Origin of the sequence: Adhaeribacter aerolatus, assembly GCF_007991635.1 — a bacterium.
GTDB classification, from domain to species: Bacteria; Bacteroidota; Bacteroidia; order Cytophagales; family Hymenobacteraceae; genus Adhaeribacter; species Adhaeribacter aerolatus.
This window is the reverse complement of the sequence record NZ_BJYS01000052.1, coordinates 14,725-28,396: the sequence shown is the minus strand read 5'-3', so window position 1 is coordinate 28,396 and position 13,672 is coordinate 14,725. Positions and strand designations below refer to the sequence as shown.

At 45.4% G+C, this 13,672-nt stretch carries 13 protein-coding genes; 8 read left to right on the top strand and 5 right to left on the bottom strand.

Annotated elements, in window-relative coordinates:
- Nucleotides 1–111: 111 nt before the first annotated feature.
- The 3 genes from AAE02nite_RS24290 to AAE02nite_RS24280 all read right to left on the bottom strand — a co-directional run bounded on the left by AAE02nite_RS24290 (nucleotide 112) and on the right by AAE02nite_RS24280 (nucleotide 3,092).
- Entirely contained in the window at nucleotides 112–600 is a 489-nt protein-coding gene (locus tag AAE02nite_RS24290) for a dihydrofolate reductase (protein WP_146904725.1), read from the bottom strand.
- 323 nt (nucleotides 601–923) lie between these two features.
- On the bottom strand, nucleotides 924–1,850 hold the full coding sequence (gene fmt / locus AAE02nite_RS24285; protein ID WP_246151240.1) for a methionyl-tRNA formyltransferase: 927 nt from the start codon (nucleotides 1,848–1,850) through the stop codon (nucleotides 924–926).
- 6 nt (nucleotides 1,851–1,856) lie between these two features.
- A complete protein-coding gene (locus tag AAE02nite_RS24280; protein ID WP_146904722.1) occupies nucleotides 1,857–3,092 on the bottom strand; it encodes an exo-beta-N-acetylmuramidase NamZ family protein in 1,236 nt (411 codons plus the stop codon).
- Between the two features lie 56 nt (nucleotides 3,093–3,148).
- Here AAE02nite_RS24280 and AAE02nite_RS24275 point away from each other — a divergent pair, with 56 nt between their 5' ends.
- The gene (locus AAE02nite_RS24275) at nucleotides 3,149–4,363 is read left to right on the top strand and encodes an ABC transporter permease (RefSeq protein ID WP_146904719.1); all 1,215 of its coding nucleotides are present in this window, start codon (nucleotides 3,149–3,151) and stop codon (nucleotides 4,361–4,363) included.
- 153 nt (nucleotides 4,364–4,516) lie between these two features.
- On the top strand, nucleotides 4,517–5,824 hold the full coding sequence (locus AAE02nite_RS24270; protein WP_146904716.1) for an ABC transporter permease: 1,308 nt from the start codon (nucleotides 4,517–4,519) through the stop codon (nucleotides 5,822–5,824).
- A gap of 570 nt (nucleotides 5,825–6,394) precedes the next feature.
- On the opposite strand, the gene AAE02nite_RS24265 is transcribed toward AAE02nite_RS24270, so the two are convergent.
- A complete protein-coding gene (locus AAE02nite_RS24265; RefSeq protein WP_146904713.1) occupies nucleotides 6,395–6,748 on the bottom strand; it encodes a HesB/IscA family protein in 354 nt (117 codons plus the stop codon).
- A gap of 146 nt (nucleotides 6,749–6,894) precedes the next feature.
- Between AAE02nite_RS24265 and AAE02nite_RS24260 the strand changes: the two genes are divergently transcribed.
- From AAE02nite_RS24260 to AAE02nite_RS24235, 6 genes are all read left to right on the top strand, one after another.
- Nucleotides 6,895–7,419, top strand: coding sequence for a DUF7935 family protein (locus AAE02nite_RS24260; RefSeq protein ID WP_146904710.1), 525 nt, complete (start codon nucleotides 6,895–6,897; stop codon nucleotides 7,417–7,419).
- 10 nt (nucleotides 7,420–7,429) lie between these two features.
- On the top strand, nucleotides 7,430–8,194 hold the full coding sequence (gene map, locus AAE02nite_RS24255) for a type I methionyl aminopeptidase (protein WP_146904707.1): 765 nt from the start codon (nucleotides 7,430–7,432) through the stop codon (nucleotides 8,192–8,194).
- Between the two features lie 168 nt (nucleotides 8,195–8,362).
- Nucleotides 8,363–9,202, top strand: coding sequence for a sulfurtransferase (locus AAE02nite_RS24250; protein ID WP_146904704.1), 840 nt, complete (start codon nucleotides 8,363–8,365; stop codon nucleotides 9,200–9,202).
- Nucleotides 9,203–9,272: 70 nt separating this feature from the next.
- Nucleotides 9,273–11,129 carry a rhamnogalacturonan lyase gene (locus AAE02nite_RS24245; RefSeq protein WP_146904701.1) on the top strand — a complete coding sequence of 619 codons (1,857 nt, stop codon included), beginning with the start codon at nucleotides 9,273–9,275 and terminating at the stop codon, nucleotides 11,127–11,129.
- 86 nt (nucleotides 11,130–11,215) lie between these two features.
- On the top strand, nucleotides 11,216–11,935 hold the full coding sequence (locus AAE02nite_RS24240) for a rhamnogalacturonan acetylesterase (RefSeq protein ID WP_246151239.1): 720 nt from the start codon (nucleotides 11,216–11,218) through the stop codon (nucleotides 11,933–11,935).
- Between the two features lie 258 nt (nucleotides 11,936–12,193).
- Nucleotides 12,194–13,060 (top strand): rhamnogalacturonan acetylesterase, encoded by an 867-nt coding sequence (locus tag AAE02nite_RS24235; protein WP_218033553.1) that lies wholly within the window; start codon nucleotides 12,194–12,196, stop codon nucleotides 13,058–13,060.
- A gap of 178 nt (nucleotides 13,061–13,238) precedes the next feature.
- Here the strand turns inward: AAE02nite_RS24235 and AAE02nite_RS24230 are convergent, their stop codons facing one another.
- Entirely contained in the window at nucleotides 13,239–13,523 is a 285-nt protein-coding gene (locus tag AAE02nite_RS24230; protein WP_146904695.1) for a hypothetical protein, read from the bottom strand.
- Nucleotides 13,524–13,672: the final 149 nt, after the last annotated feature.

Below are 13,672 nucleotides of genomic sequence, written 5' to 3'. Positions count from 1 at the left end.
GGAGGTGTATTATGGTTCATCAGGACTTGGGGACAATAAACTATTCCCGGTTTTTTGTTATTCTACTGTTTTTCTCCATCACCTGCTTTAATAGCAATATTTAAATAATAATTATTTACGCCGCTTTAGTTTCAGAAAACTGTAAGGGTATTTGTTTTTTTCGTCTGGTTCATGGTCCTCGCGCCAGACTTCCTGCCATTCCTGTTCGTTATAATCCGGGTAAAATACATCGCCGTCGAATGTAGCATGAATATGGGTCAGGTACATGGTATCGATCAGCGGAAAAGCTTCTTTTAATATTTCCGCCCCACCAATAATAAAGATATCTGGATGAATGGCCTGCGCTGTTTTAATGCCCTCGGTTAAAGAGTTAACCACCAGAGCGCCGGGTACCTGGTAATCTGGCTGGTGCGTAATAATAACGGAGGTACGCTGGGGCAAAGGCTTTCCAATGGATTCGTAGGTTTTCCGGCCCATCAAGATCGGGTGGTGCAGGGTAGTAGCTTTAAAAAACTTGAGGTCGGCGGGCAGGTGCCAGGGTAATTTATTGTCTTTCCCAATTACCCGGTTCTCCGACATGGCAAAAATGGATGCGATCATTTCGTATAGTTGTACCCTTTCGGATAATAAAAAGCGTTTCAAGGTAGGGAAAGATTTTGGAACGCAGGTCTTAGGTCTTTAAAAAATTAGCTATTTAACTACAACTGCTTTTTAGGTAGATGTAAGTTTTCGCTTACAAGCTTAGCCGAATGTGATAAACTGGCCTTTTGAATATCTCACTTAAAGGAACCATCCCCGAACCCCTCCTTGAAAACAAGGAGGAGCACTCGGCCAGTCAGACTGTAAATATATTCCAGTGGGTAAGCTGACTTTAAATTAATATTTATAATAATACTTACTGTTGCTGAAAAACAAATTACTGTTTACTGTTTAACCCGGTAGCCGCGGAGGAATTCGTTTACGTTCATGCGCTTTTTACCTTCCAGTTGCAGGTCGGTGAGGCTGAGGTTGCCCGCGGCAGTAGCTACGTGCAAGTAAGTTTTGCCGTCGGAGGTAAAGGTGCCGGGAGCGGCCGAAGTTTGGTTATCCGGGACTAACGCGGCTTTAAATACTTTTAATATTTTATCATCCAGCTTGGTCCAGGCAGTAGGGTACGGCGACAAGCCGCGGATAAAATTGCGCACTTGGGCAGCGGGTTGATGCCAGTTTATTTCGCAGGTTTCCTTAAATATTTTGGGCGCTTCTTTCAACTCGTGGCTCATGGGTTGGGGTTGTGGCGTTACATTGTCGGCTTCTATGGCGCGAACGGTTTTTAAGGCCAGCGCCGCGCCGGCATATTTCAGCTTTTCGTAAACCGTACCAAAATCATCGTCGTCGGTAATGGGTATACGGTCCTGCAAAATCATGTCGCCGGTGTCAATCTGGTGGCGCAGGAAAAAGGAAGTGACGCCGGTTTCGGTTTCACCGTTAATTAAAGCCCAGTTGATTGGAGCCGCACCCCGGTATTGCGGCAGCAGCGAACCATGAATATTAAAAGTGCCCAGCGCTGGCATGTCCCACACTACTTCGGGCAGCATCCGGAACGCCACAATAATTTGCAGGTTGGCCTCGTAGCTGCGCAACTCTTCCAGAAAACTTTCGGCTTTTAAATTAGTAGGCTGCAGCACCGGAATATTTTGGCTGACGGCGTACTCTTTCACCGGCGATTGCGCCAGCTTTAAACCACGACCGGCGGGTTTATCGGGAGCCGTAATAACTGCCACTACGTTGTACTTATTTTCTACTAAAGTCTGGAGGGTAGGCACCGCAAAATCCGGCGTCCCCATAAATATAATTCGTAAATCCTGCATAAAAGCTTATTCGAAGTCGGGGTAAAGTAAATATTGCTTGCGCATTTTTTTATAAGCGGTTAAAGCCGGTTCCCACGAAGCCCGTATTTCGGTTTCTGATTTACCCGCTTTTATCTGCTCTTGCAATTCGGTATTTCCGGCCAGCGTGTTAAAGAAATTATTAAAAAACTTATCCTGGTTGGTGGAGTTCTGGTAAAAATCCAGGAGGTAAGCCAAACTAAATTTCCCCTGTACATCTTTTTCGGTTAGTTTATAGCCGTAGCAAACCTGGTTCAGGTGCGGCGGGTTGGTAGCGCCCGGCACCGATTTGGGCGTAAAAGAATAAGCCTTCTTTTTGTAAAATGGACTACCCATTACCTGGAAAGGCGTGGCGGTGCCCCGGCCAACACTAACGTTGGTGCCTTCGAACAAACAAATAGAGGGGTAAACCTGGATGGCTAAATCGTTGGGCAAATTAGGCGAAGGCTTTACCGGTAAGGAATAGCGCGATTTATGGGTATAATTTTTTACCGGAATAACTTTTAAGTTGCAGGTACGCTGGCCGGCGAGCCACTTCTGGCCGTTTATCATACCCGCCAGTTCGCCCACCGTTAAGCCGTGCACAATCGGAATCGGGTGCATGCCCACAAAAGACTGGTGTTTTAAGTTCAGTACCGGGCCATCTACGTAATAACCGGTAGGGTTGGGCCGATCCAAAATCAGCACAGTCTTATTATTTTCGGCGGCGGCTTCCATTACGTAATGCATGGTACTAATGTAGGTGTAAAACCGCGCGCCCACATCCTGAATATCAAATAGCAGTACATCTACGTTCTGGAGTTGTTCGGCCGATGGCTTTTTGTTTTTGCCGTACAAAGAAAATATGGGCAGGCCGGTTTTGCTGTCGGTAGCATTACTAATGTGGGCGCCCGCATCGGCATCACCCCGGAAACCGTGCTCCGGCGCAAAAATCAAAGTAATATTTACCTTGGCTGCCACCAGCGAATCTACCAGGTGTTTGCTGCCGATCATGGAAGTTTGGTTTACCACCATAGCCACGCGCTTATTTTTTAAGAAAGGCAAGTACGTGCTTGTTTGATCGGCGCCGGTTTGAATTGCCGCTACTGGTAAAGTGGCAGTTGCCGGCGCCTTAGCCGGTGGCGGATTTACGGCGGCGGTTTCGGCGCGTTCTGCGGTAGGTTCCGAACATTGTGCCAGGCTAAACAGTATGGATAAAAGCAAAAGCAGGAGTGGCTGTATCATAAAGTAAAATTAGAAAATTTAAATCAGGCACCTATATTTGTTCTAAAGAAGCCCGCGTGAACATAGCAAGGTATATTTCGAGTAAGATAACAGATTCCGGTACGGAATCATTTACGGCGTCGGTTACAAAAATAGCAATTATTAGCATTGCTATCGGGTTGGCTATCATGATTGTTTCCTTCTCTATTCTGGAAGGTTTCCGAAATCAGATTCAAAGCAAAATATTTAGTTTTGCGGCCCATTTACAGGTAAGCAAGTACGATACCAATAATTCTTTTGAAGGCGATCCGGTGAGTACCCGGGCTATTGAGGAAGACTTGAAAGGGATTTCGGAAATCAAAACAAAGCAGCCTTACGCTTTTAAAACGGCTATTGCCAAAGGCTCCGACGAAGTACTGGGTATTATTATAAAAGGGGTAGATAAAGCCTACGACCTGGAACCCATGCGCGAGAACCTGGTAGCCGGCAAAACCATTACCTTTACCGATAGCGCCGCCTCCAACGACATTATGATTAGCCAGCAAATTGCAAATAAACTGCGCCTGAATATCGGCGACAAGGCTACTTTTTATTTTATTCAAAACCCGCCGCGGGCCCGCCGGTTTACCGTTACCGGTATTTATAAAACCGGTTTGGAAGAGTTTGACCAGGCTTACGTAATAGCCGATTTGCAGCACATCCGCGACCTGAACCGCTGGGACGACACGCTGGCCGGCGGCTACGAAATAGTGCTGAAAGATTTCAGCAAGATAGATACCGTAGCCAACGTTGTTTTCGATAAGATGGATTATGATCTGCAGCTCGAAAAAATAACCGACCAGTACGCCCAGTTGTTCGATTGGATGAAGCTGCTGAAGAAAAATGTTATCATTTTTCTGATCCTGATTGTTTTTGTGGCCACTTTTAATATGATATCCACCGTATTTATCATGATTCTGGAGCGGACTAACATGATTGGCTTACTTAAAGCCATAGGCGCCACCGATCCCCAAATCCGGGAAATATTCTTTTTTAAAGGATTGAGTTTGACGCTAAAAGGTTTATTCTGGGGCAATGTAATTGCCTTAACTTTCTGCTACCTGCAGGATCGCTTTAAAATTATTCCGCTCGACCCCGAAAATTATTACATGGATACCGTGCCGATTAACTGGGATTTTCCGGTAATATTATTGTTAAATGCCATTACGTTAATTCTTACCATGTTGTCCATTATTATTCCTACCCTTATGATTACCCGCATTAAACCGGTGGCAGCCATTAAATTTGATTAATTTCTAATTACTGTCCGGGGCAATATTTAGCCGGTAAGTCAGGCTGGCCTGCGGGTTATGTCCTAAGTGCTTTACTAGCCTTTTGGTTAACGAGCTTATCTATTTTACCGGATTTATTTGCATTTATCTGCCAGGGCGGCTTACCTTTCTGGTATGCATAAAATCTGGTTAATATTTCAGCGGGAATACCTGGTGCGGGTGCGCAAAAAAAGCTTTATTGTCATGACTTTACTGGCGCCCATTCTGCTGGCGGCCATTCTGGTAATTCCTATTTTTTTAACAACTGTTTCGGATAAAACCAACACCATTCAGGTGCTGGACGAAAGCGGACTATTCCGCGATAAATTCGAAAGCAACGAGAAGCGGGTTTACATTCCGGTACAGGGTAATTTAGAAACCCTGAAAACAGCTTTCCTAGAAAGTGACCATACCGCTTTGCTGTATATTCCCAAACTCGAACTCGATAACCCCACCGGTATTCGGCTTTACTCTAAAACCAATATTAGCCTCGATAATAAACTGGCCATCGAAAACAGCCTGCGCCAGGAGATTGAAACCCTGAAATACCAGCGGTCCGGCATTGAACAGGAAGTGCTGGATAAAATTAAAACCGACATCTCTATCAGCACTACTAATTTAAGTAAAGAAGGCGAAAAAGATAATAATGCTTTTGTTACCACCGGGGCCGGTTATGCCGCCGCTTTCCTGATTTACATGTTTATTTTTATTTACGGTGTGCAGATCATGCGGGGCGTAATCGAAGAAAAGACCAGTCGAATTGTAGAAGTAATTATTTCGTCGGTGAAGCCTTTTCAGTTAATGATGGGTAAAATATTAGGCATTGCGGCGGTGGGGCTCACGCAATTTCTGCTCTGGATAATCTTATCTACAGTGGTTACCTCGGCGGTTACCGCCAGTTTTAAAGATAAACTAACCGAAGCGCAAACCCAAACCGTAGCCGGTGCCGGCGTACAAAACCCAGCGGCGGTAAAAGCCAGCGGCGCTTCCGAAATATTAACCGCCCTCGATAACCTGAACTTGCCGATGATTTTGGGCTGTTTTGTGTTTTACTTTTTAGGTGGTTATTTGCTCTATGGAGCCCTATTTGGGGCAGTTGGCGCTGCGGTAGACAACGAAACCGATACCCAGCAGTTTATGCTCCCAATTACCATTCCGCTGATTATTACCTTTGTGGTAGCCCAAACCGTTATTATCCGGAACCCAGACGGGGCAGTAGCTTTCTGGATGTCGATCATTCCGTTTACCTCGCCCATTGCCATGATGCTGCGGATTCCGTTTGGTGTGCCCTTGCCCGAACTGCTGCTGTCGATGGGGCTTTTGGTACTCGGTTTTATTTTTACCACCTGGATAGCGGCGCGTATTTATCGGGTGGGTATATTAATGTATGGCAAAAAAGTTAACTACCGCGAGCTATCAAAATGGCTGTTTTATAAAGTTTAACTTCTGAAGCAGTTTAGAATTTAAACGAAAAGCAAGAATGGTCGCCATTGGTGGTGTTATCATTGCCAATTTTAAAGCTTTAGCCAGACTGCTTGCCGGTGAAAACACAACGCAAGGGCTACTGACCAGGCAATTAAATATTCGCTAAACAGCTGCTTCTGTTTATATGATTGAATGAAGGCACGGGGAATTGCTCTGTGCTTTTTCATGGCTGCAAAGAAGGTTAATCAATTTAAAAGATATCAGGACTTTCGCAAAATTATTGAAAGTCCCCCTTCGGAGGGGGCAAGGGAGAGGATTTACAATGTTAAAAAACCATTTTGTAAAAGTCCTATCTATAATAAAATCATGCAGATAATGACGTTAATAGTATAGTCATATTGCGCTTGTCGTAACAAATAAATCTACTTTTATATAACTTTATTAGTTCCTTCGGCAAGCCCAGGATGACCAATCGTGTACGGTTATGCGTAATAACCAAGTAATAATGGAATAACTGATATAAAATAAAAAAAGCCACTCTGGGAGTGGCTTTGATTTTTAAAATGCTTTGACTTAGCGTTAGAAATATTAAGCAGAAAAAGAGCTGCCGCAACCGCAGGTACTTTTGGCTTGCGGGTTGCTAAAGGTAAAACCACGGGCGTTCAGGCCATCCTGGAAATCTACTTCCATACCCATCACGTACATGCCGTGCTTTTTATCCATAATTACTTCTACTCCGCCAATAATAAAGGTTTCGTCGTTATCCTTCTTTTTATCGAAGCCCAACAGGTAGGACATACCCGAGCAGCCGCCACCTTGCACCCCAATCCGTAACCCATATTCAGCGGGTACGTTTTTATCTTTCATGATAATTTTAACTTCTTCGATAGCCCGGGGCGTTAAGCTAACTGGAGCAGTTTTATTTAAAGTTGCTGTTTCCATGGTTCTAGATTTAACTATGCAAAATTAACTAATATTTAACAATTTTGTTCAGTCAATTTACATATAGTAACAAAACAGGCGGTTACCCGAAATAATTCATTACTTAATTTCTCTATTTTTACGCATCTTACCGAATAACTAGATTTATGACGGAATATATTTTTGACCTGCTGAAAGTTATTTTACCCGCTGCCCTGGTTTTGTACGGCATGTATTCTTTGGTAAATAATTATTTAACGAAAGAATACCAGAAACGCATACTGGAACTACGGATGAAAAATTCGGAAGTGGTGCTGCCTATCCGGTTGCAGGCTTACGAAAGGGTTTGCTTATTGCTCGAACGTATTACGCCCAGCAATATTTTGGTGCGGGTGAGCAGTGCCGGCCAATCGGCCGCCGAATATCAGCGCGTGTTGCTGGCCGAAATCCGCGAAGAATTTAACCACAACGTTTCGCAGCAAATGTATATGAGCGACCAGGCCTGGCAAATGGTAAAACGGTCTAAAGAAGAAGTAGTAACGCTCATCAATCGGGTATATCATGAATTACCGGAAAATGCCAAAGGTACCGATTTAGCCAAACGCATTCTGGAAAATATTCTGGCTACCGAAAAAGAGCCTACCGGCTCCGCCATCAGTTTCCTGAAACAGGAAATTAACCAGGTTTTTTAATTTATAAAACATGTCTATAACCAAAGAAGAAGAATTAACCGGAATGATGCGGGTTAGCGAGGCGGTAGCCATTACGCTGAAAGAAATGCGAAACCACGCCCGGCCCGGTATGACCGCGAAAGAACTCGACGATTTCGGCGGCCAGATTCTTAATAATTTAGGCGCTAATTCGGCTCCCCGGCTTTCTTATAATTTCCCGGGCTGGACCTGCATCAGTATTAATCAGGAAGTAGCCCATGGCATTCCTTCCGCGCACAAAATATTACAGGAAGGCGACCTGATAAATGTTGATGTGTCGGCGGAACTGGATGGGTTCTGGTCGGATAATGGCGGGTCTTTTGTGCTGGGTAAGGATGTGCACCAGCATCAGCCTTTGGTTGAGGCTTCCAAAACTATACTGCAGAAAGCTATTCAGAATATTAAAGGTGGGGTGCGCGTAGCCGAGATTGGGAGGCTTATCGAAACAGAAGCCAAAAAAGCGGGTTATAAAGTTATTAAAAACTTAACCGGGCATGGCATCGGCCGGCGGCTGCACGAAGAACCCCATGAAATAGCCAACTACTACGACAAGTATAATGTAACCAGGTTCCGGAAAAATTCGGTGGTCGCCATCGAAACCTTTATCTCCACCGTTTCGACCAATGCCAATACCCAAAAAGACGGCTGGACCTTGGTGGGAAACAAAGGCGGGTACGTAGCCCAGCACGAACACACCATTGTGGTGACGGAGGATAAACCTATTATTTTAACCCTCATGAACGAAATCTGGAACTGAGCGGCCAATAAAGTGCCGGAGCGTTTTCAGAACCGATCAATAGAGTTCTTTTTACAATTGTAGCTCCACTGGTTAATAAGCTATCCTTTTGCCAATTAAGTCCGTTATTATTTTTAGAAAGGTAAAAGTTTTTAATTTTTACCGAAAGATGAAATAATCAAATTCCCTATGAAATCTATCCTAAATCCCCAAGAATTACTCCGTTTAAAAGATGCCACAAACCTAGTGCTTGTTGATGCGCGTACTGGTCCGGATGCCCGGGAAAAGTACGAAGCAGAGCATTTGGCGGGGGCGCTCTTTGTAGATTTGGAAGAAGAACTGGCTAATAAAAAACCGGATGCTGCCGAAGGGGGGCGCCACCCTTTACCCGATATAGAAAAGTTTGCACAAGTGCTGGGCCTATTAGGCATTACCCCCGAAAGCCATGTGGTGGTTTACGACGACAAGAACGGCGCCAATGCGGCAGCCCGCTTCTGGTGGATGCTAAGAGCCATTGGGCACGCGTCGGTGCAGGTACTGGATGGTGGTTATCAGGCTGCGTTGGAGGCTGGTTTTCCCAGCAGTGCTGGCTCGGAGAAAGTGGTAGCCGCTCCTTCGTATCCGCAAAAGGGCTGGCAACTGCAAACAGTAGCTATAGACGAAGTAGATAAAATCCGGGAGGATGCAAATTATCTGGTAATTGATGTACGGGAAGGATTTCGGTATCGGGGCGAAAGAGAACCAATTGATTTAATTGCCGGTCATATTCCGGGTGCCGTTAATATTCCGTTTGCCGGCAACTTAGATGCCAATGGCTTCTTTTTACCACCCGACAAATTAAAAGCAAAATATACCGCCGCTTTAGAAAACCATGAGCCCGGGAACGTGGTGGTGCATTGTGGTTCCGGGGTTACCGCCTGCCATACCTTGCTGGCCATGGATTACGCCGGCCTAAATATTCCGAAACTATATGTTGGTTCCTGGAGCGAATGGTCCCGCAACGATCGGCCAATGGCAACCCAGGAATAAATTGGTTACTTGGTAAAAGGCCATTTTACTACTTTAATTGCTGGTAACAAACCTTAACCCGAACAGGACGATGGTTTACAAACTTATACTTGGGTTACTCATCTTCCTGATTTCTAACTGGTCTACGACCAATGTTCTGGGGCAACGGTTGATGGAAAACCTTGGCCGGGGAGTGGTGGCCGTTCACCAGGGAGAAGGCAAAGTGTTTGTAAGCTGGCGGATGCTGGGTACCGACCCGGTTAATATTGCTTTTAACCTGTACCGGAAAACCGGTAGTAAAAAACCGGTTAAACTTAACCCGCAACCACTTACCCAAAGCACCAATTTCCAAGATTCCAAGGTCGATATCAGCCAGCCAAATGCCTATTATGTAAAACCCGTTTTAAACGGTAAAGAACAAGAGGTAAGCGCTGCCTTTACGTTACCGGCCCAAGCTCCGGTACAGCAATATTTAGCCATTCCGCTAAAAACGCCGCCCGGGTACACGCCCAACGATGCATCCATCGGCGACCTGGATGGCGACGGCGAATACGAAATAATATTACACCAGACCGGCCGCAGCCTCGATACGCCCGCCAATGGCTTTACCGATGAACCCATTTTTCAGGCTTATAAATTAAACGGCACGCTGCTCTGGGAAATCAATCTGGGTAAAAATATTCGGGAAGGTGCTCATTACACGCAGTTTATTGTGATTGATATGGACGGCGACGGTCACGCTGAATTCTCCTGCAAAACTGCGGATGGCACCAAAGACGGTAAAGGCAAAATTATTGGCGATGCCAACGCCGATTGGCGCGAACAGAACGGCAAAATATTAAAAGGACCCGAATATTTTACGGTTTTCAGCGGCCTGACCGGCGCAGCCTTGGCTACGGCCAATTATATTCCGGCGCGCGGTGATTTAGGTGGCTGGGGCGGCGTAGGCGGCAACGGCGGCAACGATAATACCGGCAACCGGGTCGATCGCTTTGTGGCTGGTGCGGCTTACCTTGATGGCAAATTACCCAGTGTGCTCATGTGCCGGGGCTATTACGGCCGTTCGGTAATTGCTGCCTGGGATTACCGCAACAAGCAATTAACCTCCCGCTGGATTTTCGATTCGCAGAACCGGGAGAATCCTTATTCCGGAATGGGCAACCACGGCTTAAGCATTGCCGATGTAGACCAAGACGGCAAGGACGAAATTATTTACGGTTCAATGGTAGTCGACGACAACGGCCACGGTTTATTTACGACTGGTTTGCGCCACGGCGATGCCCTGCACGTTACTGATTTAGACCCGAACCGGCCTGGTCTTGAAGTTTTTGGCATCCACGAAAATGAAACCAATACCTCCGGACCCGGCGCTGCGTTGTACGATGCCCGTACCGGTGAAATATTGTGGCGCGGCCACGAAGGCAAAGATGTGGGCCGGGGCGTAGCCGCCGATATTGACCCAAATAATCCGGGTGCCGAAATGTGGTTTTCCGGTTCCCAAGGTTTGCTCAACCTGAAAGGTGCCAAAATCGGCGGAAATCCCCCTTCAACTAACTTTGTGATTTGGTGGGACGGCGACCTGGCCCGCGAATTGCTGGATGGCAACCACATCGACAAATACCAGGCCGGACGTATGTTTACTGCCGAAGGCTGCACTTCTAACAACGGCTCTAAATCTACCCCAGCCTTAAGCGCCGATATTTTGGGTGATTGGCGGGAAGAAGTAATATTCCGGACCACCGATAACCAGGAATTGCGCATCTTTACCACCACTATTCCCACGGAGCACCGAATGCCAACTCTCATGCACGATCCGCAATACCGTATGGCAATCGCCTGGCAAAATGTAGCTTATAATCAACCGCCGCATCCTGGTTTCTATTTAGGCAATGGTACTAAAAATATTAAACGACCAGCCATCTCGGTTGCGCCTGGCCGGACAAAATAATATAAGTTATGTTAAGTAAGTGTATTTTTAAATTTTTGCTGCTTGGCATTTTAATATTTTGCGGGTGCCTCGCTAGTAAAACTCCAGTGGCCAAACCAGTCTTGTATATTATTGGCGATTCAACCGTCCGAAATACTAACGCGGGTTACGGCGGATGGGGGAGTTATATAGCCGAGCTTTTCGATACTACCCGGATTAACGTAAGTAACCAGGCCATGGCGGGCCGCAGCACCCGCACTTTTATAAAAGAAGGTCGTTGGGATAAAGTATTGTCGACGCTAAAAGCCGGCGATTTTGTGATGATGCAGTTTGGCCACAACGAAGGCAGTCCACCCGATACCACCAAAGCCGGTTACCGCGGCGTTTTGCGGGGCAGCGGTGATGAAACGAAAGAACTAACCTGGCCTAACGGTACAGAAGAAACGGTGCATACCTACGGCTGGTACCTGCGTAAATTTGTAAATGAAACCAAAGCCAAAGGCGCAACGCCCATTATCCTTTCTATGATTCCCCGCAACCAGTGGCAGGACGGTAAAGTATTGCGGGCCAGCGACACTTTCGGGAAGTGGGCTGCCGAAGTAGCCCAGGCCGAAGACGTGTATTTCATCGACCTAAACCGCATCACCGCCGATAAGTACGATAAAATGGGACCCGAAAAAGTTAAAGAATATTTCCCCGGCGACCACACCCACACGAACCCGGCGGGAGCCCTCGAAAATGCCGCCTCGGTGGTAACGGGTATAAAGCAACATAAAAAATTAGATTTAAATAAATACCTCATCCGGAAGCGGAAATATGAGAATTGATTTTTAAATATTGCTGACTCTTACTGGCTCTTGCTGGCGCGAGCGTCCCGCTCGTGTCTTCTTTCCCGGGTTCTAACCGATAAGCTGTTAGTTTTATAAATTTTTGACCTACAAGCAATTACTAATTATAAAAACAAATATTTCAACAAGCGGCCAGAGGCCGAATTAACCAGGCACAAGCAGAACGCTCGCGCCAGCAAAAGCAAAATATAACTAATTTTTAATCATCTATATTGCCCCTAAAAGGTACAAGCTGTTATGAAATCGAAAAATAGGGAAGCACATAATCTTAAAAGAGCAGCCCAGGTAAAATATTGGTTGGTTATGTTTTTTTCTTTGGCCGTAGCTGTTTACGCTTGTAAACAACCAAACCACGCCAGCCAAAAGCCAACTTTATTCCTTATCGGCGACTCCACGGTTAAAAATGGCAAGGGTAAAGGCGATGGTGGATTGTGGGGCTGGGGCAATTTTCTGCCGGCTTATTTTGACACTACTAAAATTTTGGTGCGGAATAATGCTTTGGGCGGTACCAGCAGCCGCACGTTCCGTACCATGGGTTTGTGGGACAAAGTGCTCGTAAATATTAAACCCGGTGATTTTGTGATGATACAATTCGGGCACAACGATAGTAGTCCGGTAAACGATACACTAAGGGCCCGCGGTACTATTAAAAGCAACGGAGATGAATCCGAAGAAATAGACAACCTGATTACCAAAAAACACGAAACGGTGCACTCTTACGGCTGGTACCTGCGGCAATATATTGCGGATGTTAAAGCCAAAGGCGCTACGGCCATTGTGTTATCCCCGGTACCCCGCAACACCTGGAAAGAGGGTAAAGCCAACCGCAATGGCCAGGACTACGGCAAATGGGCCGCCGAAGCCGCGAACCAAGGCGGTGCTTATTTCATCGATTTAAACAAAATAATTTCGGACCGGTATGAAGCTGAAGGCGAAGCAAAAGTAAAAGCTGAATATTTTAACACCACCGACCACACGCATACCATCGAAGCCGGTGCCCAGGTAAATGCCGCTTCGGTTATACAGGGGCTTAAAGAACAGAAAAATATACCTTTAAATAAATTCCTGAACTCAGATGCTCGCAAGAAAAAGGTTTTGCCTTAGCCCAAATTATAGCTTTAAATATACTGCAGAACCAAAGGCAAATATTTCACGCTGTAGAAAAAGTAGAATAAATATTTTTCAGATTTTTAGTTACCGGCTAATCTTCGGCTGAAGACCTATAACAAACACAAAGGGCAGCTAAGAAAGCTGCCCTTTGTGTTTGTGAAATTAAATAAACCTATAGTTTGAATTTACTTGCTTTAAAATCGCCTTTGTACGGGTTTTCGGTATCTTTCACATCCAAAGCCGTAAATATTTCATTTCGCAGATTTACGTTTACCTCGTACATTTTTGTATCGTACCTTCTGTTGCTACCTTTTATTCTTAAAAAAACTTCCGAATAGCCGCCCACATCTTTTTTATCGAAATTGGTTCTGCCTATCAGAATTTCGTTACTGCCTTTACAATTTTGCTGAATATCTTTTGATAGCTCCTCAAAATTTTCAAATATTTTTACTGACATTTTTCTGTTGTTTTAACAATTCCTATAAAGGTAGCACAATTAATTAAGCTTTCTTCAGAAAATAGTAACGCAGGCGCACATGTAGAAATAATATCTAAATTAACAGTAGCTATCGTAAACTTATTTGGTTTTGCTCCTGATAACTATTT

Coding starts and splice junctions, on each gene's coding strand:
- fmt (WP_246151240.1), bottom strand. CDS start 1,850: ATGCAGGATTTACGAATTATATTTATGGGGACGCCGGATTTTGCGGTG.
- AAE02nite_RS24265 (WP_146904713.1), bottom strand. CDS start 6,748: ATGGAAACAGCAACTTTAAATAAAACTGCTCCAGTTAGCTTAACGCCC.
- map (WP_146904707.1), top strand. CDS start 7,430: ATGTCTATAACCAAAGAAGAAGAATTAACCGGAATGATGCGGGTTAGC.
- AAE02nite_RS24270 (WP_146904716.1), top strand. CDS start 4,517: ATGCATAAAATCTGGTTAATATTTCAGCGGGAATACCTGGTGCGGGTG.
- AAE02nite_RS24245 (WP_146904701.1), top strand. CDS start 9,273: ATGGTTTACAAACTTATACTTGGGTTACTCATCTTCCTGATTTCTAAC.
- AAE02nite_RS24260 (WP_146904710.1), top strand. CDS start 6,895: ATGACGGAATATATTTTTGACCTGCTGAAAGTTATTTTACCCGCTGCC.
- AAE02nite_RS24235 (WP_218033553.1), top strand. CDS start 12,194: ATGAAATCGAAAAATAGGGAAGCACATAATCTTAAAAGAGCAGCCCAG.
- AAE02nite_RS24230 (WP_146904695.1), bottom strand. CDS start 13,523: ATGTCAGTAAAAATATTTGAAAATTTTGAGGAGCTATCAAAAGATATT.
- AAE02nite_RS24250 (WP_146904704.1), top strand. CDS start 8,363: ATGAAATCTATCCTAAATCCCCAAGAATTACTCCGTTTAAAAGATGCC.
- AAE02nite_RS24280 (WP_146904722.1), bottom strand. CDS start 3,092: ATGATACAGCCACTCCTGCTTTTGCTTTTATCCATACTGTTTAGCCTG.
- AAE02nite_RS24290 (WP_146904725.1), bottom strand. CDS start 600: ATGATCGCATCCATTTTTGCCATGTCGGAGAACCGGGTAATTGGGAAA.